Origin of the sequence: Neorhodopirellula pilleata, from assembly GCF_007859915.1 — a bacterium.
Classification (GTDB): domain Bacteria; phylum Planctomycetota; class Planctomycetia; order Pirellulales; family Pirellulaceae; genus Rhodopirellula; species Rhodopirellula pilleata.
Genome location: NZ_SJPM01000037.1, coordinates 1 through 21402 on the forward strand (window position 1 = coordinate 1; position 21402 = coordinate 21402).

The window sequence follows — 21402 nt, forward strand, 5'->3', positions numbered from 1 at the left end:
CATGAAGCATTTTTGATCGATCTGCCCGACGTACCTGACAACACGAAATTCCACGACCGAATCGAACGCCTGCTGGCATTGGCGGTCTGAAACCTAGCCCGCCTGAAGGCGATCGCCTAAAGTGCAGCCATTACGACACCAATTTGAAATGCGATCCACCGAGGGGCTTTCGTTGACCGATTGTCTTCAGGTTTATCTTTTTGAGTTGCCAAAGTACACGCCACCTGTGAATAATGGAATCGTCACCGATGCCATGGAACAGTGGCTGTTCTTCTTTACCCAAGCCAAGTTTCTTAGCGGAAACGAATTAAGGCAACGTTTGCCTGATCCTGTATTCACCGAAGCAGTGAGGATTCTCGAAATGATTGCAAGAAATCCTAAAGAACGTTTTTTTTACGATGCCCGCTTGAAAATGGAGCGTGACGCTCGCGCGCATACCCAGCAAGCTCGGCTTGAAGGACTTGAACAAGGGCTTGAACAAGGGCTTGAACAAGGGCTCGAACAAGGACTTGAGCGAGGAGAAATGTCAGGACGGGTTAAGGTGTTGCAGCAACTCAACGGACTACCGGTCAGTTCGACGAGCGAACTGCTGGCGCTAAGCCCGACGGAATTGACGGATCTTGAGAATGAGCTGCATCGACGGCTTCGCAAGGAAACCTAGCTACGCGTGCTGCGTTTGAACGACCTGCCCTTTGGGCTGGCCGATCTCGGCAAGAAGGTTGCCGAACCATTCGGACGAGATGTCGAACGGTTTGCCGCCTTTGATGCGATCGAATTCGATCGCACGCAGTTCATCCCGTTGCTCTTCGTCTTGGCCGATGACGCCGCCTTGTCCGGCGAGAGCACACTCGACCGCCTTTGCGGCGCATTTGCCGATCAAAGCAATGTCGGCTTCGTTGGCGGCAGCGGCACGGCTGAAATAACCACTTTTCTGAACAAGTGTCTTTTCGGCGCTGAGCATCTTGCTGAACTGCTCGCCGAACCATTTTCCTGGATTGACGGCATCGAGTTTGTAATGACCGAACGCATCCTTCGGCACCGTCTGGCCTCGTGATTCCATTTCTTGGATGATCGTATCGACCCCGGCACCTTCACTGATGAACAAGTTCACACAGTCGTGTTCGTCCATCACGGCTCGCAATCGATCGGCTTCGGTTGCCAAGTCAAAATGCATTTCGGGAACAAACACCCCGTGGATCTCTTTTCGTTCACGCGACAACCCGATCTCCGGAACGAAGTTCATGGCATCCAAGCGTTTGCGATAGGCCACTGCGGTGGCGGCGGTCAGCCATCCGCAATTGCGTCCCATGACTTCGTGAACGATCAACATCCGTGGGTTAGCGCTGTGTTCGCCAACTACGTTTTCAAAGAACTTTGCCCCTTCTTCGGCGGCGGTCCACGCGCCGAGGCTTTGCTTGATCGGGATCACGTCATTGTCGATCGTCTTGGGTAGCCCCACGACGGTCAGGTCGTATTCGTTTTTTGCTAGAAATGCCGCCAAGTCGGCGGCGGTGGTGTTCGTGTCGTCTCCGCCGATCGTGTGCAGAACGTCGACGCGGTCGGACTGCAATCGCTCGGCGGCGACCTGCAACGGATCATCGCCCTCGTTCACCAAGCCACGTTTGACGCAGTCGGCAACGTTGGTCAGCTTGACGCGACTGTTGCCGATCGGACTACCGCCGTGTTTGTGCAAGATCGACGCCTTCTCGCGAATCTCCGGCGTGACAAGGAAACTGTCGCCCAAGAGCAGTCCCTTGTAACCGGACCGGTAACAGACGATTTCCACCTCGGGAGCTTGTCGCGTGTATTCGCTAATCAAAGCTCCGATCGCGGACGAAAGACAAGGCGCCAATCCGCCCGCAGTGAGGATTCCGACTCGTTTGACCGACATAGTTTCGTCTCCCGGCGACCGTCCGACCAGCGAACGGGGTGTGATTGATGAGTTAGGTCAACAGCGTTATGGAAACGATTAAATTGGTCAACGCTATTTTTATTGAGGATGCCATTTCATCGCTAGCGACCGATAACGGATTGGCTAGCGACCAACCGACGACGAAGGGTTCTCGTACCAGACTACATTACGAGTCGCGCGGCCCGCGTTGAGCAGGTCCATGTCGCCATCCCCGTCCATGTCGACGGCGCGTAAATCGTAGCTCTGTTGATTGGTGTCGATCGTTTGGGTTTCGAAGTTTCCACGGCCATCATTGAGATAGACCATGACCCTCTCGCTTCCGTAGCCGCAAGTCGCCACGTCCACATTTCCATCAGCATCGAAATCGGCGACCGCGAGGCTGTGCGGCTCTCGGATCTCGTCATCGATCCGGTGCATCGACCAGTCCGGGTTCTCGAACCAGATCACGCCCACGCCATGGCCTCGGGTGGCGACCCAATCCATCTTGCGGTCACCGTTGATATCTGCCGCTGTCATGTTTGTAGCGCCCGGTTGCTCGACGGCAATCGTCGTTTTCTTCCACGGACCTGTCATCGAGTTAGAGCCAGGATGCGTCCAAAACGCGAACCAGTTGCCGTCGGCAAAGGGAGCCCCCTTGGCTCCGACGGCGATTTCTTTCCATCCATCGCCGTTGGTATCTGCGGCACCCATGTAGTGGCTTCCGCCTCGGGCATCGCGATCGGCAAAAACGTGTCGCGTCCACGGTTCGCCCGATTTCACACCTTCGGGAACTGACAACCAAGCGATCGAGTCGCCGATGCCTTGCTCTGGCTCGAAATTATTGATGATTAAGTCGTCTTTACCATCATTGTCAATGTCCGTAGCCAACAAACAGTGGATACCAGTGACCTCATGATCGATAGGACGAGCCCGCCAGGGACCACTCGTTTCGTTACCTGGGTTTTCTAACCAAAATGGATGTTCGTTAGCGATCGCACCGGCCCAGTCCATGTCTCCGTCGTCATCGACATCGAGCACGGCGCTGTGAATGCAAGCACCTCGCCGGTTCTCAAAATGATGCAGGACGATCTCGTGTTCAAACTCGGGAGCCACGAACAAGCTGACCTTTCCGTCGAAACTCGCTATCACATCCATTCGCCGGTCGCGGTTGATGTCCAAATACACGGCCGTGTTGCAATGATGCCCTTGCGTGACAACATGTTTGGTCCACGCGACTGGAGGCTCGCCGGCTTCGAGTTGAGTCGAAGCGGTCAAAATGCAGAGGATGACTGCAACTGCATCGAGTGAGTTTCTAACGTGCATTGGATTCTTGGCCTCGTCCACTACGGTTCCCGGTGTCTTGTCAGGATTCGATTCTAGCGTATTGGATCGCCATAAGCCGCGTCGGGCGAGTGTTTGCAAAATTCACTACGTTCGAAACTGAACCGAAGCTGCCTCGGTGCATTCGCTCGAATTAAACGAGATTCATTTGTGCCAACGCGGCCTTGACCCTTGATCGCACTTCCTCGCCGACGTCGCTGAGCATCGGTTGGATCGGGCCGGTTTGAGCGATGCCGGCAGCTTCAACCGCGTAGTGCAACACTCGAATCGGATGGATCGTGTCTCGCAGATGCTCGAGCGGTTGAAAATAGGAGCGAATCGATTCCGCCATTTCCATATCGCCCGACTGGATCGATCCCAACATCGCCATGCTTTGTTCTGGGTTCACGCAAACACAACCGCTCGTAAAACCCGTAATGCCGAAGTCTTTCAAGTGAACGATCGCGGGTTGTTCACCGATCCCGCTGACGATCCGTGACGCTGGAAACGCGTCGATGACTTCGCGCAGGTAGTCATCTTGGCGAGGGTCTTCGCGGACGACCGCGTACTTGATCCACGAGATCACACCGTCGGCATCCAGGGCCGCAATTTCCTTGGACGCGAGCCAACGATCATGTTTCAAATAGACGACGATCGGTTTGCCGAGTTGTTCAGCAAGAATTCGCAACCCCGTGGCGATGCCGACCGAATCGACGATGTCACGCGAAGGCAACATCATCACGGTCGGGAAATCAAACCCTCGCAAAATTTCGATCTGGTCGCGAGCGATGCCGAATGACGGTCCCATCGATGGAACGACGGTGGTGTCCAAACCGGCGGAGTCTGAAATCATGGCGAGCGTGTTTTCGAAGTCGCCCAGGGAGGTGTGGTACAGCACAGCGTTGCCGCCATAAAGCAGCGACCGCACACCGCCGCCTTCGAGATGTCGGATGATCTTTTCATTCTCGTCTGCGTCGATTTCGTACTCGGCGTCTCGGGCCAGTGGCGGAACGGCGAAGACGGACTGCGACAAAAGTTCAGCGTTGAAGGGACCAGTTTTCATCGGTGGCTCGAGTTGAAAGGGAGTGGCGAGAAACAACTCGCGGAAACATTCGGCGATAGAATAGCCTAAGTTTGAATCCGCCCCAACGCGTCATCAATGAACCCGTTCGCGTGCCGCGGACCGCCGTGGGAGCGGCCTTCGAGTTCCCGCAGAATGCTCCGCCTATGGCAACGCTCGGCATTCCTATTGGGGCGGTAGTTTGGAATCAGTTGCGATCGAACTGACTGGTTCTTGCTGTGGCCGGCGATCAGATCCGAGAAAGGATTCTTCCTACGAAGACTGGTCAAATCGGGCGTCCTATGTCATCCTTTAAGCTCGTTTTGTTCGCATTTGACCGTCTCGCACCCCTCACGCTCGTCCCCATGCCTCGCACCTCTGTCGCGCCGCTTCGCATCGGTGATCTCGTGATTGATCCGCCGATCTTGCAAGCCCCGATGGCTGGGTTCACCAACGCTGCGTTCCGCCAGATCGTTCGTGATTTCGGAGGCGCGGGATTACTTGCTACCGAAATGGTGAACGCCCGCGGGTTCGTTTGGATGGACGAAAACGAAGCCGAGCATCCTGATCGGCTGTGGGGCGTGGCGGATGAACCTCGCCCGTTGGCCGTTCAGATTTGGGACAACGACCCCGAAACGATGGCCAAGGTCGGCCGGCGATTGGTCGAAGAGTATCAGGTCAGCGTCGTGGACATTAACTTCGGCTGCCCGGTCCGTCAGGTGACCGAGAAAGCGCACAGCGGCAGCTATCTGTTGCGCGAGCCCAATCGAATGCACGCGATCATCAGCCGACTCGTTGAGGCATGTTCGCCCACACCGGTGACCGCAAAGATTCGCTTGGGGTGTCACCCGAGCAATATCAACTGCAATGAAATTGCCAAGGTCGTCGAGGAAGCCGGGGCGGCCGCGCTGACCGTTCATGGGCGAACCGCAGCGGATATGTTTCGTGGCAATGCTGATTGGGAGCGGATCAGCGAGATCAAATCTCACCTGAAAAATATTCCGCTGATCGGCAACGGAGACTTGGACAGCGCCGAAAAAGTCGTCGCGGCCTTCGAGCGATACAACGTCGATGCCGTGATGATCGCCCGGGCATGTTTGGGACGACCCTGGTTGTTCGCTCAAGCCGCTGCGGCTCTTCGCGGTGATCCGATCCCGCCCGAACCAACGTTGGAACAACAACGGGACGTGATGATGCATCACTACCAACTCGTCGTCGATCGTTTCGGCGAGGAAAAGGGAACGGTATTGATGAGAAAGTACGCGTGCTGTTACGCCCAAGGCAAGCACGGAGCGAGGTACTTCCGAACTCATGTGGCCAAGGTCTCCACCGCCGACGAATTCTATTCCGTGGTCGAAGAATACTTCCCGATCGCCGACCCGAAAACCGAATGCCCGCCGCCAAGTAACTTGCAGTCAAGTTGAAACTTAAACATAAACTTAAACTTAAACATAAACCTTCTTTGCAACCGCCCTTCACCAAAGCTGTGCTTGTCTTCGGAACCGTTCGGAAATAACTTCGGTATTCGCGTCGAGCAATCGAATCGTAAACCGCTGCGTAAGCTAGGCATGAGTCCATATCAATGATCCCTCGCTTACGCGTCGGATTACGATGCAAACTAAATCAACAGCCAGTGACGCGTCGTGTTAGGAGATCAAGAAGTTCTTTCGGAACGATTGCTTAGTCAGTCCTTCGGTTCGTCCACCGCATACGCTTCGATTTCAAACGGGTTACCGCGATATCCGTCTTTACCTTGTGCGTACAACCACGCCGACAGGAATAGGTAAGCGGGAATGAAGAACGGTCCCCACTTCGCGTACTGCGCCACGTGAACGCGTTCATGATTTCGCGTGACCTGTAACCAACCTCGGTCGCGGCCGAACACAACATGTCCCACCGTCATCGCTGCGGCCGGCACCGGCAATCGCGACAGGACCGCAGCAATTCGCGAACCCTCGATTTCGATGACGCCATTGACGGTTTCAAAGCGACCACCTAACAGTAACCCGATCGCGACGGCAACGATCGTGTTCGGTCCCGCCCATAGATACCCCAGTGCGACGAGGACCGTACCCAACCACCCCCGATTACCCGGTGTATTCGCGTCGTCGGCCGGATAGTGCAGCGGGCTGCCCATGGGTTAGGGTTTCCGCCAACCCACCGGCTGAGTCCATGCTTGCTTGAACTGGCCTTCGAACGACGGGTCGCGAGGCGGTTGATCGGACGTGATCACCGCGCGGACGTACAGGACGTCATCGGGAATCTGAAAGACAACTTCGGTGCCCGTTTGCGCTGCCAACACGACACCGATTTGATCGGCCGCAGGCATCGTTTCGGCGGTATCGGGTTGCCGGGTCGCGATCAATTCGGTCTTGTAGGTTTCACCGGCCTCGGCTTCGATCTGGAGCGATAGGGTTCGCGCGGCCGAATCAAAGTCGAGCTTGGATAAATGAACCCCGCTACTGGCATAAAAGTCGCCGCGGCGCATCGCGAGTATCAAATGCTCAGGCGTCAGATACTTCGACCGAACCATCACCCAACCTCGACCCGGATGAGCGCCGCCGGGTTTACCGTGATATTGATGGCTGTCATCGGTGGCAATGCCCAACAGCGGCTCGGCGGTCAGTACACCCAAGCGCATCGCATTGGCAACATCCCAAATCCGTTCGACCGATGGATGCTCGTCGTCGCCAAGGTGGTTGATGCTGGGGTGGCCGTTGTACACTTCAAAGAAACGCTCTTCGATCACTTGAGCCAGATCCTCTGCCGTGACGGCGTAGCCGAAGTTGGGGTGATTCAGGTGCATCATGATCGTGCGACCGGTGCGTTTCGCCTGATCTTGAACTGCCCTTAGATTATTCGAGATCGCTTCTGCGACGGTTTTACCACCTAAGGGCTGGATCGGTTCCTGCAAGTTGGTGGCGTTCATGTGAACCGGTTTGCCCTCCGCCCAGTCACTGATCTCTTCGCCAGGGATCAAGATGAATTGGCCACGTTGCTGCATCAACGGACCGAACTCACTGAGGGGTTTCAATCGCACCTGGAAACCCGTGCCGTCTTTGGTTTGGCGAGTCTGGACCCAGCCACCACCGAATCGTTGACGGTATTTGTTCATCACTTCTTTGCCACCACGCTTTTCGATCGCCGATTGGTCCATCCAGCGATCGCCTTCGCTGAGCACATTGTGATCCGACAATGCGAGAAAGTGATAATCGTGGGTGCGATACCACTCGGCGATCATTTCAGGAAAGTCGTCGCCGTCGCTCCAAAACGAATGCGTGTGCAGATTCCCTCGCCACCACCGCATCGGCGGATCGGACGGGATCGGGTCGCTCGAGTCCATCGCACCGAGATCGTGCGAGTGAGCGTGATCCGTCGACGCATTGGATTGACTTGATACGCCGTCGTGCCCGTCAACCGGGCGATCGTTCAGTCCCGCCAAAGCAAGGGCGAACATGAGAGAATGAATCCAACGGCGCATGAGGTTTCTCCTGAGGTTGCGAACTACCAAAGGAACCTATCATAACCGATTAACTCGAGTGCTTCGCTACCTGGCTAGCTGGCTGCTTTTGGCAACCCGACGCATAAGGGCGTGCTGATGCAATCGTAACCCGACGCGTGAGTTTTGAAGTTGCGCTTTTTTCGTAACCCGAAGCGTGAGCGAGGGATAATTGATATTGACTCATCCCTCGCTTACGCTTCGGGTTACGATAAACCAATTCCACAGGCAAAATCGCAACTTCAAGACTCAGGCGTCGCGTTGTGAATCAACCGGGCTAGCGTTTGATTTCGAAGTCGATGGTTGATTGGCCGTACTTCTTGCCGTTGACGTCTTCCATGGTCAAACGCAATTGATAACGTCCTGGTTCGATCGCGTCGGGGAGGTACATTTGATAAGCGACGAAGTAATCTCGCAAACGGTTGTTGGTCACTTGGCGATCTTCGGGCAATGTTTGACTCGACACCCGTCGTCCGTCGCGGTTGAGCAGGTCATAACTTCCTTGCAACCGCGTTTCGAAACCTTCTTTCAAATCGGCGGCGACGAAGTTTTCGACTTCGCAGTAAAGGATCACTTCCTGCCCCGGTTCGAATCGTCGTTCGGGGAATGGTGTGACTTCGCCGTAGGCTTCGATTTCGGTACAGAACTGCAAGCCACGAACTTCGAGCGAATCGCTCGCGGCGGCGAGAAAGCCTGTCGCTTTTCGCATCTCCGGCAACGCCGAACTGAGCCGACGGCTAGGCACGGGGTGGCCGTTGGGATCAATGATCGTCCATAGACCGAGCAATTGGTGTCGCAGGAATTCTTGTTCTTCGTTGGAGAGTCCTTCAATCTTTTCGACCGCCCGATCTGGATCACCGGCTAGGACCATCAGATGCCTCGTCATCACCGTGCGTCGATGACGATCCGCTTCGCTTTCACCTTCGACTTGGTTTTGCAGCCGCGCGACCAAAGCATCAAAAAGCTGTGCATCGGTCAGGGCATCGATCGAATGATCGAGTGACCCATCGTTTTGCGAGGCATCGGACGAGGGCTGATTGGCGGAAACCTTCTCGATCGTTGTTGGATCGAATTCATTTTTCGGTCGGGCGGTGACGGGCTGTTCCATCGCCGCTTGCGAAACTTGAGATTGGTCCAACGACGCGGATTCGGTTGGAATCGGTTGCACGGGCTTTTGATCCGAGAAGGTCATCTCGTGTGCGGTTGTTCCTGGAGGGCTGCTTTCGGCGGTTTCCGATTGCGAGGCCGCCAATCTCCGCGGACTGATACCGCGATCGATGACTTCGTCGGGAAGCGTCGGCAGTGAATCGAACGAAGCCGCCAGTGCGTCTTCGATCGCCTTGGGTTGGGTCGTCGGTTTGGCGCGTTGTCTTGACATGGCGATCAAGCGACCCACAGCGGCCTTTTGGACTTCCGGAGGAGCGTCCTGTAGTGCTTTCATCAGGGCGCTGACATCGACGCCTTCATATTCAGACGGCACTTCAAACTGATTCGCTGCTCGGCCGAACTCGCTAGGATCCAACGCCACCGATTCGCTGTAGGTGGTTCGTTCGATCTCTGAACCTGCGGCGGACACTAAGCCTGCGGCAGACGAATCAGTCGCGGTATTTTGATTCGGTTTGGCGGCGGCCGTTTGGGATGACGTCTTTTGGGAGGAGGGCGTCGGCGTTGACCCGGTTTGCGTTGATGCTGCTTGAGCCGAAACCGGCCGGGCCGGTGGCGTCGTGGTGGCCGGTTTCGTGATGGCGGTTTTCGCGGTCGCCAAACGCTGCTCGACCGGTGCCAGATCGGTTTCCGGAAGTGCGTCTTCGCTTGTGACGCGTACCCCCGAAGGATCATGGTGGAACTTGCCCAATGCCGGACCGTGCATGGACGGTGGCGAGCTGTCGATCCCCGACCTTGAAGCCAGCGGGTTGAAGAGCCGCTTCCCTTGGCATCCAGCACTGAGTCCAAAAACAGCCCAAAGCACGGCCCAATACGCCAATCGACCCGCTCGTATCGGGGCCTTCAACGGTCGTCGCGTGGGGGTGAGCAAATAGGCGATGGCGTGCATGACGCATCCTTGCGTGGTAAGTCGCTTGGAGGATTTTCAAAGGATCGGCGGTTCGCGGAAACATCCTGTTGCGGCGAAACGACGAGCCGTGGTTCGCGCGAGCCTACAAAAACTACCACACCCGCAACAACGGCATTTTGAACGGATTCGATATCCCATCCCCCGAGCCGAACACGTTGATCGGAATTGTGGCTGATCGTGTTTGGCGGATTCGCCTGAGTTCGGCGGGATCTTCGGCGGGATCCTTGTTTGTTAGCAAATCCTGTATCGCCGGTTACATCGATGCAGCGTCGGCATTTGCCATCAACGGGATACGAATCCAATTCGGCGGGATCGGATTGTTGAGATCCCGAACTGCGTCTCGATACCAATTCGCAGGAGCCACGATCGTGCGATCGGGATTCTCCCCTAGCCAAGCTCCCCACCAGCTGAAGGTGCTATTAGCAATAATGTGGTGCCGACATGCAGACATCAATCGAAGGTCTTCTATGAAAGCGTCGCCGGAATTATGGGCAACGAAATCCGCCTCGCCGGGAAGACGTAGGTTAGCGGCCGACCATTCGGGATCGTCCGAAAATACCATAAAGTACGGTTTCGACGAGATGTTCTCCGCTAAATACTCAGCCGAGTTGACGTAATAGTTCAGGTCACAAGTGGCGTACAGGTTTTGATTGACGGCATCGGTCGTGTAGTCGCTGCGCCGAACGTGAACAGAGATTGCGGCGCGATCTCGAATTCGATCCAACCATTTCTGATTGGTGGGATCGATCGGTGAGACGATTCGCAGAGCACGGCGGACTTCCGACGCGTGATCTGCGAAATAGCGTTCGTTTTGCCAGTAGCCATGCAGATAAGCCGAGGGCCCAATCTGAGCTATGTTTTCCTGCGAGATCGGCCCACGTTCCCGGACATACTGGACTCCGATCCCGTGCCGAATCTTCCACCATGGGAAATTGACCAAGCCACGGCGGACGGGCGGCCATTTCTTCAGTGTTTCGGTTGCGGTGGTGGGACGGAGACCGAAGTTAAATAGCGAAAACTTGCGTAGTCGGTCTCTTTCAAAAGAACGGGCATCAAGTTCAATGCCGGTGTCATGCCGTAGCGAAAGTGCTAAACCTGCGGCGAACTGAAACATTTGATTGCCCAGGCCACCGGAAAGTCGGACAGTAATCACAAACTTATTAGCCTTTTTGACTCGCAGGGATCATGCTGCGGCGTGACGGCGTGACAAGGCAGCAATCTGATAACGATAAATCGGTCTGACGACTTCATGGCGAAGTTTTTGGAATAGATCAGTGCGACGCCTTGAACCAATCGTGCTGCCACCAATTTGTTGCGAAATTTCCTGGACGTTCGATGGATCCACTGCGGTCATCCGAACGCCCGTCAGCCACTGCATTTGAAGGAACGCATCGACGGGTCGGTCGAATCGGGCGGTCGCCTGCAACAGTCTCGCGGCGGCTCCTAGAGTGACCAATTGGGCGGAAGTACGAAGAGGCGTAATCTCGGGACATACCATGCGGACATTGCCGTCCGTCGCGATCAGGTGCGCCGTCCCTTTCAGAGGACGCACCTGGAACTGAACATAATCACCGTCGATCGCGTGCTCGCGGGCAAACGCGAGTGATGCTGAAAACATGGTCGGTTCAAAATCCACGTCGTCTTCGATGATCAAGGCTTGTGGCAAGTTCTGGTCGATCATTCGTTGCCACAGTCGGCGATGGCTAAGAAAACAGCCTACTTCCCCACGATTGAGTTCGAACGGATACCGTGGTCGATGCAAGTTTGGGCAGTAGACGTTTTCGAATTCGGCCTGGCTCAATTCCCGACCGTCGACCGCGTCGACAATTTGGCAATCGACCGGACAATTGGCCACAATACGGTCGACTTGGGCTTTCCGAGCCGAGGCGCGGCGGAGCGTGATAACGAATCCGGTGATTGGGTGCATGAGTTACTCGAAGGTTTGGCCTTGCCACAGTTCCTGATAGATGCGTGAGTACCCATCGGTTTCGGCTTGGAGCGACAAATGTTCGGTGGCGTATCGGCGAGCGGTTTGGCCCATTCGCAGTAGTTGGTCCGGGTCGGCCGTGATGGCGAACAGGGCCTCTTCGAGAGCCACCTGATCATCGAGGTCGACGACATATCCGGTTTCCCCGTCTTGAAGGATCGATCGATAAACCCCGGTATCGGTTGCGACGACCGCCACGCCGCTAGCCATCGCTTCGAGCGGGGTCATGCCGTATCCCTCATAGCGAGCTGGCGCCACCAGCAATGACAGCGACCGCATCCATTGCGGAATCTTTGAGCTGGGTTGCTCGCCCATAAAAACGATGCGATCTTCCAGCCCAACATCGGCGATACGTCGTTGCAATTGCTTTTGGAACTCTTGGTCCGATGGCATGACGCGGCCCAGCATCACGGCGGTGAACCCTGGGCGTTGCGGCAATAATCGGCACATCGCGTCGACGAAGCGATCGGTACCTTTTTCGGGCCGAATGCGACCCACGATGCCGATCCCATGGTCTCCCGGCAAGTTCAGCGAACGCCAAGCGATCGAACGGTCCTCGGCAGGTTCAAAGCGTAGCGTATCCACCCCGTGTGGAATCACGTCCGCGACGTGGGGAACATAGTTCGCAGCCTTTTGAGTCGTGGCCACCACCGCATCCATCTTGGCGATCATCGCGCGAGGAACGTACGAATGATAACGCTGTGCGGCGGATGTGAAGACAATCCGAATGGGCAAACGCAAGACATCCCTCGCGACGATCGCCGCCATCATTTCTTGATTGCGGCGGACGTGCCAAATGGCGAAAGGATGATCGATGGGGGCACGTCTGCTTAATGCAACGGCCTGTCGGTAGGAAAGCGGTTGTGGGCCTGATGGTAACGGATCGCCCACTAACTTCATGTTGAATCGACCGTTCTGTTGAGACACGACCGCATCGGCGGTCGCCGAAACCCCAGTAAAACGGCGATGAAAGTTGGTGACAAAAAGTTCTGGTGTTCCGATCATCGCCCACATTCATATTCGGTCGCGTCGTGTCCGAAAACCCATTTCGGAACTCCGTCTTAACTGAGATATAGGCGGCTCGGCGGATCTGCGTCAATTGCGATTCCAGGCTTTGGAAGTCTCGATCTCGACGATGTATCCTGTGCGTCCACTACTGTATCCTGAGAACGATCCTTTTTATGGTGAGTCGAATCTTGAATTTCTTTCGCTGCGTCCTGTTGGGCATCGTCGTCGTCACTTTCATGCCTCAGTCGACATGGGCGCAAGTTTACACGTTGGAATCCGCTCCGAGCCGTGTCGACAATCCGCTGAAAGGGCTCGTGCCGTATTCACGCCCGCACTCAGGTCGGTTTCCTCATAGCATGGAGTTTAGTTACTTGGCGTGCTCGGATTTAATGAAGGGAGAGCGTCAATTCGATTGGAAACCGCTCGACGACCTGCTCGACGATATCGCCTCGCGAGGCAATCAAGCTGTTATTCGAATCTATTTGGAATACCCGGGCAAAGACAAAGGGATCCCCGAGTATTTGATCGAAGACGGCCTGAAAGTTCACCGGTACCTCAACGAAAACACCGCCCCGCTTCCGCCGGCCAAAATCGCCACACCCGATTACGAAGACCCGCGACTTCGCAAAGCCCTTCAAAATTTCATTGCGGCGTTCGGTGAACGTTACGACGGCGATCCGCGCTTGGGATACATCACGGCCGGATTGCTCGGCACTTGGGGCGAATGGCACACCTATCCGCGTAACGATCTTTGGGCCAGTCGCCAAACCCAGAAGTTAGTCCTTGACGCCTACGAACAGGCCTTCAAGCGAACGCCCATTCTGTTGCGATATCCGGCCGGGCCGAACCACGGTTATCAGTCCGAAAACGCTTCGCGACCGTTCGGATATCACGATGACTCGTTCGCTTGGGCAACGCTGGACACGGGCAAACCCGAGGACAGTTGGTACTACATGCCGGCATTAACTGCCGCCGGCGATGCAGCCAAAAACAAATGGAAAACACAGCCGATCGGTGGCGAAATTCGACCGGAAGCTTGGGGAAAAGTCTTCGATCGTCCCGATCAATGGGCTGACGGAACTCAAGACTTTCGGCAGTGTATTGGTCAAACCCACGCGACCTGGCTGATGGACACCGGGATGTTTCGTGAAGTCCCGCCAGGGGATCGCAAAGCCAACGCCGAGCGGGAAGTGCGGCGGATGGGCTATGACCTCTTCATCGCAAAGGTGCGATTCGAAAAGCAGCCCTCTCGGATGGGCGTTGAATTGGAACTGACCAATCAAGGAGTTGCCCCGTTCTATGCGGATTGGCCGACCGAAGTTGCTTTTGTTCGTAACCGCGAAGTGGTTCGGCAACTCGTCGTCGATGACTTGTCGATGAAAGGTCATCTGCCGGGCAATCACACGTTGAAAGCTTCGGTCGACACGCGCGGTTTGTCGGGCGAGTACCTCGTGTTGATGCGAGTGGTCAATCCATTGCCCGGCGGCAAATCGTTAGGCTTTGCCAATGCGGCTCAGGACGCCACGCTCGCCGGGTGGTTGACGCTCGGACGGATCGAAATTTAGTTCTGCTCGAGCCGTCGTTTTCGTGACGCTCGGTCACCTCGTCGGGTTACCCATCCAAAGATGGCCACGGCGATGATGCCGGCGATGATGCTGATCGCGGCGACTTTGCCGATCAAACTCACGCCGATCGGATCCGACGACGTCGGTCGCCGGTCTTCGATCACGCCACCGATGACGAGCGGAGCAAACTGCTTGCCGCCACGGGACTTCATGAAATCGGATTCGTAACTCCATAACCGATAGAAAAAACCTTCGACGCGGATCGGAACGGTTTGGGTGGTGACGAAATCGTTACCTTGGGCCTGCAGCAGGAACTCAGGCAAAGTCGCCGTCACGACCGTGACCGGGTACCGGTTCTCCATCACGACGGGCGGTCCGTCGGGAACTTCGATCTTCAACTGAACCCTGCCTAGATCGCCGATCGCATCGATTTGGTAGTAAAACGGTGCCCCGATCTCGTCTTGTCGTTGGGTTGATTCGACCGCGACGCGAGTGACGCGGACGGTTTCGACATCCAGACTGATCCACTGGCCGGTGAACTGTCGCGGGGATTGCAACAGATCGATAGGCGACGCCACGACGACTTGCGATTGCATCGCTTGAATCTTCGCCAAGAGTTCCGTGTCGATGCCAACTCGTTGGACTCGATCGGCGACACCGATCATGGAAAAGAACACTGACGAATCGGTCGACGTCAACGGCTTGCGATCCAGATCGGCGATCTCCGAAAGACGACTCAGGTCCACGCCGGAACTCGCCAGCACGTCGGCGGCGGGCGAGGTCGGTTGGGCGGGCGTCCACGCCAACCGTCCGCCGATGTCAATTAAACTCTCGCCTTGTTTACCGATCATTGCACCGGAGCCCCGCAACCGATCACCGGCTTGCAATTCAATCGGAAGTGATCGAAACGCCACGACACGCGGTTCGCCTTGTTCGCCTTGCCATCGAACGATCGACATCGTTTCAAACTCCAGGATGTCGACCAGTTCGTCAGGGACGTCGAGCGTCTGAGTTTCGATCACGGTCCCGTCGATCAAAATGCTATCACCGATGTTGGGCTCGAAATCAGAGCCGAGTTGAGATCGGCGGGCCTTGAGCACCTCGTCATCGAGGCGATCGAATCGATAAATTAGCTTTGCAAGATCGCGGGCATTCCAAGTCAACTGATCCAGGCTTTCGATCGGATCGTTTGCGGACGTTTTGACTGGCGAGGCGATGGAACCCAATTGCGAAGGTTCGAATCCCGGCAACAGGTCCATCACCGACTGAGCTTGCGACGTCGTTCCCGATCCCATCAAGCATCCCAACAGGATCAGCCAACTTTCCAAGATCACCGGTTTACGGCCACGTCGTTCTCGCAATTGTCGATTCAAAACGGACGTCCTCCACATCACCCAAATCGAAAACACCAACCCCAACGCGATCGCGGAGGCAATCACCCAGGCAACCGGCGGCCCATCGTAGGGATCGCGATGCGAAGCCGTCGCGGTGCCATCAGGAATGATGACAGCCGGGTTCCCATTGCTTCGAATCGATTCGACGTGTCCGGCGACGACCGGCGTGAGTTCGGCACCGGCGGCGGATTGATAGGACAATCGCTTGATGAACTCGCCGCGAACATTCACCATCGGGTACGGCGTGGTGACCGACCAAGTGTGATCGGTGCCCGCGTCGGGTTGCCCACCCGCCAATCCCGAAATCTCGACCGGCAATTCAGCAACGATCACCAGCCAAGGTCGCGAGCTAGCGTCTTGCGGCATCAACCAAAGGTTCCAGTACTGCGTCAAGCCGAACGAGTTCGTTGGGGCATCGATTCGTTGCACTTGCACGACGTCGCCCCGGGCGATCACGCCTTGTCCTAGATAGACGGCCGGTTGTTGTAGCAAGGGCAGGACGCCCGCGACTTCGCCGCCGAACGCGAATCGTTGCAATTCAGCAAAACGCGGGGAAGGTCGATGCATCGCCAATGTTGCCATTAGCGCCGGCGTGTCCGCCGCTCGCCAAACCGAGCCGTCTTTGACCCGGCGGATCAATTCCTGCTGGATCGCGGTCGCCATTGCGATCGTCATTTCGTCGGGGGATATCTCGCCGCTGGACTCAAGCTTTTCGGTACCGGGAACCGGCTGGGTCGGCTCCCGATCGTTCGGTGCCGATACGTCAGCAAGCCAAGCGGCGAGTTTCGCGGTGAGTTCTTGGTCGCTGAGCTTAGCAAGATCCTCAGCGAGCGCTTTCTCAACGTGGCGTCGACTTTCAGTCGACGTTTCTGGTTTTGGCGACTGAAAGTCGCCACCACTTATTCTTTCCCCGTCGCTTGTCGGCGTTTGTTCGGAAAAATCCGTCGGATCGACGACCGAGGCCACCCGCTGGGGCGTACTCGGGAAGAACACCTCGTAGGCGGTCGGTTTGCCCGCTTCTCGCATCAGCACCAGAACCAACGCGAGGACGACAACCAGACGGATGACCCGCCGCCAAGATTGGTCTGCCGGCGGTTTGCCACGCGAGCCGGACGAATCACCACCCGTATGGGATCGGCCGTGTCCCGACCTCCGCTTGCTCCGATAAAGTGGTTCGCCATGAAGTTGGCTGGGGATTCGCATGGCAGATTGCCCTTAAAAGGTTGCTAGGACGGCACGAGCACTTTAACCTAGTGGTTCTTCCGAAAACATGTCGACGACTTTTTTCGGCTTGTCTCTTCTTCGAAGCCCCCTATGCCTCGTCCGACTTCCTTCAATCTTATGATTTCACGACGCCCAGTTGGTTGGCTTTTTCTGTTCATCGGCTTGATTGGCTGGAATCCTTCACCCGCGACGGCCCAAGGCGAACCTGCGTCGGATTTCGTCAAACGTCTGCGGGCGGCGGAGTATTTCGATCTGGCGATCAGTTACCTCGATCGCATCGACCAGTACCCAGGCGTGGATTCCGACTTCATCACCTCGGTGCCCCTTGAGAAAGCCACCACCTACATTGACGCTGCCGTCGTCGCGCGAACTGCGGCCCAACGCGATGAACGGTTCGAGAACGCCGAGAACGAACTGCAAACGTTCCTGAAAAACCATCCCAACCACGCTCGCGCCAGCGAAGCCCGTTCGCAACTGGGCAAGCTGCGGATGTTCCGCGCGTCTCAGTTCATGATCGGCGACGTCGATGATGAAAAACGCAAAAAAGCCCGCGAGCTCTACCAGGCCGCCTCGACCACGTTTGACAACATCATCGAAGATCTCAAAGGCAAACTGGAATCGATGAAAGGAGCTCGCATTGATGCTCAAAAGGAACCCGAGAAAGCCGCCCTTCGCGAACAGTATCGTTTCGAGTTCTTGATGGCCAAACACAACGCGGGCGAGGCTCGCTTGATGGCCGCCGAAACGTTCGACGACCCGGCCAAGAATGCGACGAAGCAACTCGAAGAGGCGCTCGCGCTGTACACCGACTTAAGCGAAAAATACGAAGCCTACGTTCAGGGAGCGACTGCGTTTTATTCTCGCGGCCGAGTCGAACAAGCGCTCGGCAAACGAGCCCCGGCGCTCGAAAGCTACACGCGGATGCTCGAACAGTCCGATGCGGACGAACTTCGCGAAGCCAAAATTGGTGCGACCGTTGGCATGATGCATCTGCACATGACCGAAAAAGAGCCGAAATTCGACGAGGCGATCAAGGCCGGTGAGCCGATCGAAAAGACGCTTCGTCCGAACGAAAAGCGATTGCAGTCCGCCCAAGACCTGCGTTTGGAACTGGCCCGCGCCTACGTTGCCAAGAGCAAAGCCAAAGGCACCAAACCCAACGACGCAAAACGGGCGACAACCGATGCCCGCAAGTTGTTAATCGATCTGAAAAAAGTTCCCGGCACGCACGTCGACGCGACGACGAAACTTCTCGAAGAACTCGGCATCGATTCGGCGGCTTCCGAAGAGGTTGCCGAGATGCCGACCGCCGACGATCCCAAGAGCTTTGACGAGGCGATCGCGTCAGCTCGGCAATTGATCCAGTCCGTTCAAACGCTGAGCGATCAACTCGCCGAAATGAAAAAGCAGGATCCTAAATCGGAACCGGTCCAAGCGTTGGAGAAGTCGATCTCCGAAGCGCGTCAAACCGGTATCGTGATCCTGCGCCGCGGGCTGGCCATGATCAACCAGGAAACGGCCTCGGACCAAGCCAACGAAGCTCGTCAATTCCTCGCCTTCTTGCTTTTACAAGAACAGCAGTTTCGAGATAGTTTTGTGGTCGGCGAATTCTTGTCCCGATTCGCACCGGGAACCGACGTGGGGTTGCGTGGTGGATTGATGGCTCTCAGTTCGGCCCAACAAATCATCTCATCGGAAGGGTCTGGCAACGATCACTGGGTCGGGCAACTGCGGACGCTCGGTGCCCATTTGGTGAAAACATGGCCCGACGATCCCAAAGCCGCATCCGCTCAAGGCATCATGATCGTGATGGTGATGGAAAAAGGCGACCTCCCGGAAGCCCAAAAACTCGTCGACGAAATGCCCGAAGGCACCGAACAGGCGAAGTTCCGCCGGTTGCTCGGACAGCTTTATTGGAACGAATCGTTGCGTCTTCGCGGCGAAAAGAAAGAGCCTCAAGCCGACGCCACCTTGCCGAAAGCTGCCGACCAATTGACCAAAGGTCTCAACGGTTTGACCGACGGGCTCGCCGGGGAAGAAGCGATGAAAGCCGCTCTCGTCCTGGCCAAGGTGCATCTGCGGCAGGACAAGCCCGACGAAGCCGTCAAGGTGATCGACCATCCCAAATATGGCGCGATCACGTTAGCCAAAAAACTGAAAGAGGAATCCGAAGACTTCCTGTTCGACCTTTACCGAACTGAACTGCAAGCCGTCGTTGGCCAAATGACAGCTTCGAACGGGTCGTCCTCAGGCGACAACGAAAAACTTCTCAAACGAGCGTCCGATTCGATCGATCAACTTCGCAAGACCGCCAAAGGCGATGAAGGTCAAAACAAGTTGATCGGAACCTTCCGAATCCTCGCGGCGGACATTCGCGGACAGATCGAAAGTGCCACTCCGGATCGCAAAGCCAAATTGATCGACGCATTCAATATCTTCCTCGCTCGCATTTCCGACATCACCAACGACGATGCGACGTTGCAATGGGTCGGGCAAACCTTGTTGGGAATGGCCGAGTCCGCCATCCCGCCTGGGCAGACCAAAGCCGAAGGTCAGGCGGCCCAATTACTCGATACGGCCGCCAAGACGTTTAACGAACTCAAAGACAAGCCGGACGCGCCCGAATCGATCCGGTTTATGCTCGGAAGAGTCGAACGATTGCGCGGTAATTACTCCGATGCGTTGAAAGAACTCCGAGTCATTCTGACCGCCAAACCGACGATGATCGATGCCCAGGAAGAAGCAGCCTTGGCGTACGAGCAGTGGGCGGCAACCTTGCCTCCGAAGTTCGCGCCGAGTGCCTATCGTTCGGCCCTCAGCGGCGGCAAGGAAAAAATCGTTTGGGGCTGGGGTAAAATCAGTCAGATGGCACAGCGAAACCCGGCGTTCCGCGAGCGATTTTTCAACGCCCGCTATCACGTCGCGCTTTGTCGTTACTTGCAAGGTAAAGCATCCGGTGATGCGGCTGTGACCAAGCAAGCGATCAAAGACATTACATCTTTGGTTGTCTTGTATCCCGATATGGGCGGCGAAGAACAACGAGCCAAATTTGATGCGTTGTTAAAACAAATTCAACAAGCCGCCGGCGAACCGGTCACCGGCTTGCCTCAAGCTTGATCTACCTTTTCACTCTCTGATAATCCTATGGCTAATTCTCGTTTTTTGACCCCGTGGGTCGTGCTACTGACCATTTCGTGTTGGGTAGGAATCGCTTCGGCGCAGACTGATCGCCTTTATCCCACCAGTGGTGACGTCGAGATCGGCAAGATCAAGGCGATCAGCAAAGACGGAATCGTGATGACGATCGGCGGCAAGGACAAGAACTTTCCCGTCGGCGAGATCCGGCGAGTGTCGTTCCAAGGCGATCCGCCGGAACTGACGCGGGCCCGAGACTTCATCATGGACGCCCAATACGACCAAGCCCTCAGTGAGCTAAAACAAATCGACGTATCCAAACTCGGTCGCGATGAAATGAAGGCTGACACGCAGTTCTACTTGGCGCTCTCGCAAGGAGAGATGGCGTTGTCGGGACAAGGCGACTTGGCTCAAGCGACGGCGGCCGCGATGTCGTTTGTTCAGCAAAACCCAAACTCCTACCATTTCTATTCCACCACCAGGTTGCTCGGCGATTTGGCCAAGGCGATCGGCAATTTCCAACGTGCAGCCCAGTTCTATGGCTACATGCTGCGTTCCCCGTCGGCGGATATGAAAGTTGAATCCGTTTATCAAGGTGCGATGGTCAAGTTGGCCGCAAAAGATACCGCCGGAGCGAAAGCCGATCTGGAAAAAGTGTTGGGCATCAAAGCGGCTACGGCGGAAACTCAGCGTTTTCAAACCTTGGCCAAAGCGGCGCTGGCCGTGGTCGCCGCTCAGGAAGGTCAGGTGGATCAAGCGATCGAGATGGTCAACGGATTGATCAAGACGATGAACCCGACCGACACCCAAACGAATGCCAAAATTTACAATGCCCTCGGTGCGGCATACCTCGCGGCCGGAAAAGACGAAGACGCGTTGCTCGCTTACTTGCACACTCAGTTAATGTACTCGATGCACGCCGAGTCACACGTCGAGGCGCTCAAGCAGCTCGTCGAGTTGTGGACCAAAGTCGGCAAACCAGATCGAGCAGCCCAAGCTCGCGGCGAACTGCAGCAGCGTTACCCAGGGTTAAGCGGCTAGCGGCCTGTTGGTTTAGTTGTTTTGGTAACCCGAAGCGTGAGTTTTGAAATTGCACTTTTTTCGTAACCCGCTGCGTAAGCTCACTGTACCACACAAGTCGGTGAGAGCAGCTTGAAGTTTTAGTGGAGAATCGCTTGGGGGAGGCTTTTCTTTTGTCGGTCAGCGTCGAATGATGCAACGCCAAATTTGCTGGCGGGGATTTCG

Annotated in this window: 15 protein-coding genes; 5 read left to right on the forward strand and 10 right to left on the reverse strand. The window is 56.0% G+C overall.

Going from position 1 to position 21402, the window contains the following annotated elements:
• Nucleotides 1-121: 121 nt before the first annotated feature.
• Nucleotides 122-661, forward strand: a complete 540-nt coding sequence (locus Pla100_RS29185; RefSeq protein WP_146582741.1) for a PD-(D/E)XK nuclease family transposase — start codon at nucleotides 122-124, stop codon at nucleotides 659-661.
• On the opposite strand, the gene Pla100_RS29190 is transcribed toward Pla100_RS29185, so the two are convergent.
• From Pla100_RS29190 to Pla100_RS29200, 3 genes are all read right to left on the reverse strand, one after another.
• Entirely contained in the window at nucleotides 662-1891 is a 1230-nt protein-coding gene (locus tag Pla100_RS29190) for a pyrophosphate--fructose-6-phosphate 1-phosphotransferase (RefSeq protein ID WP_146582743.1), read from the reverse strand.
• A gap of 144 nt (nucleotides 1892-2035) precedes the next feature.
• Entirely contained in the window at nucleotides 2036-3313 is a 1278-nt protein-coding gene (locus Pla100_RS29195) for an FG-GAP repeat domain-containing protein (protein ID WP_197168332.1), read from the reverse strand.
• A 52-nt stretch (nucleotides 3314-3365) separates the two neighbouring features.
• On the reverse strand, nucleotides 3366-4274 hold the full coding sequence (locus Pla100_RS29200) for a dihydrodipicolinate synthase family protein (RefSeq protein ID WP_146582745.1): 909 nt from the start codon (nucleotides 4272-4274) through the stop codon (nucleotides 3366-3368).
• A 362-nt stretch (nucleotides 4275-4636) separates the two neighbouring features.
• On the opposite strand from Pla100_RS29200, the gene dusB reads away from it, so the two are divergent.
• Complete coding sequence (gene dusB, locus Pla100_RS29205) at nucleotides 4637-5695, forward strand: tRNA dihydrouridine synthase DusB (RefSeq protein WP_146582748.1); 1059 nt, start codon at nucleotides 4637-4639, stop codon at nucleotides 5693-5695.
• Between the two features lie 260 nt (nucleotides 5696-5955).
• Here dusB and Pla100_RS29210 read toward each other — a convergent pair whose 3' ends face one another.
• The 6 genes from Pla100_RS29210 to Pla100_RS29235 form a co-directional block, all read right to left on the reverse strand.
• Nucleotides 5956-6408, reverse strand: coding sequence for a hypothetical protein (locus Pla100_RS29210; protein WP_231603773.1), 453 nt, complete (start codon nucleotides 6406-6408; stop codon nucleotides 5956-5958).
• A gap of 3 nt (nucleotides 6409-6411) precedes the next feature.
• Nucleotides 6412-7728, reverse strand: a complete 1317-nt coding sequence (locus Pla100_RS29215; RefSeq protein WP_146582750.1) for a PHP domain-containing protein — start codon at nucleotides 7726-7728, stop codon at nucleotides 6412-6414.
• 319 nt (nucleotides 7729-8047) lie between these two features.
• Complete coding sequence (locus Pla100_RS29220) at nucleotides 8048-9823, reverse strand: RAD23 family protein (protein ID WP_231603774.1); 1776 nt, start codon at nucleotides 9821-9823, stop codon at nucleotides 8048-8050.
• Between the two features lie 274 nt (nucleotides 9824-10097).
• Entirely contained in the window at nucleotides 10098-10997 is a 900-nt protein-coding gene (locus tag Pla100_RS29225; RefSeq protein ID WP_146582752.1) for an alpha-1,2-fucosyltransferase, read from the reverse strand.
• Between the two features lie 30 nt (nucleotides 10998-11027).
• A complete protein-coding gene (locus Pla100_RS29230) occupies nucleotides 11028-11771 on the reverse strand; it encodes a glycosyltransferase family 25 protein (protein ID WP_146582755.1) in 744 nt (247 codons plus the stop codon).
• A 3-nt stretch (nucleotides 11772-11774) separates the two neighbouring features.
• Nucleotides 11775-12836, reverse strand: coding sequence for a glycosyltransferase family 4 protein (locus Pla100_RS29235; RefSeq protein WP_146582757.1), 1062 nt, complete (start codon nucleotides 12834-12836; stop codon nucleotides 11775-11777).
• A gap of 176 nt (nucleotides 12837-13012) precedes the next feature.
• Here Pla100_RS29235 and Pla100_RS29240 point away from each other — a divergent pair, with 176 nt between their 5' ends.
• Nucleotides 13013-14404: a DUF4832 domain-containing protein gene (locus Pla100_RS29240; protein ID WP_146582760.1), complete on the forward strand. Its 1392-nt coding sequence runs from the start codon at nucleotides 13013-13015 to the stop codon at nucleotides 14402-14404.
• Here the strand turns inward: Pla100_RS29240 and Pla100_RS29245 are convergent.
• Entirely contained in the window at nucleotides 14401-17001 is a 2601-nt protein-coding gene (locus Pla100_RS29245; protein ID WP_231603775.1) for a hypothetical protein, read from the reverse strand. The genes Pla100_RS29240 and Pla100_RS29245 overlap by 4 nt on opposite strands.
• A gap of 111 nt (nucleotides 17002-17112) precedes the next feature.
• On the opposite strand from Pla100_RS29245, the gene Pla100_RS29250 reads away from it, so the two are divergent.
• The gene (locus tag Pla100_RS29250) at nucleotides 17113-20139 is read left to right on the forward strand and encodes a hypothetical protein (RefSeq protein WP_231603776.1); all 3027 of its coding nucleotides are present in this window, start codon (nucleotides 17113-17115) and stop codon (nucleotides 20137-20139) included.
• A gap of 27 nt (nucleotides 20140-20166) precedes the next feature.
• Nucleotides 20167-21198, forward strand: coding sequence for a tetratricopeptide repeat protein (locus Pla100_RS29255; protein ID WP_231603777.1), 1032 nt, complete (start codon nucleotides 20167-20169; stop codon nucleotides 21196-21198).
• The last annotated feature ends 204 nt before the right edge of the window (nucleotides 21199-21402 follow it).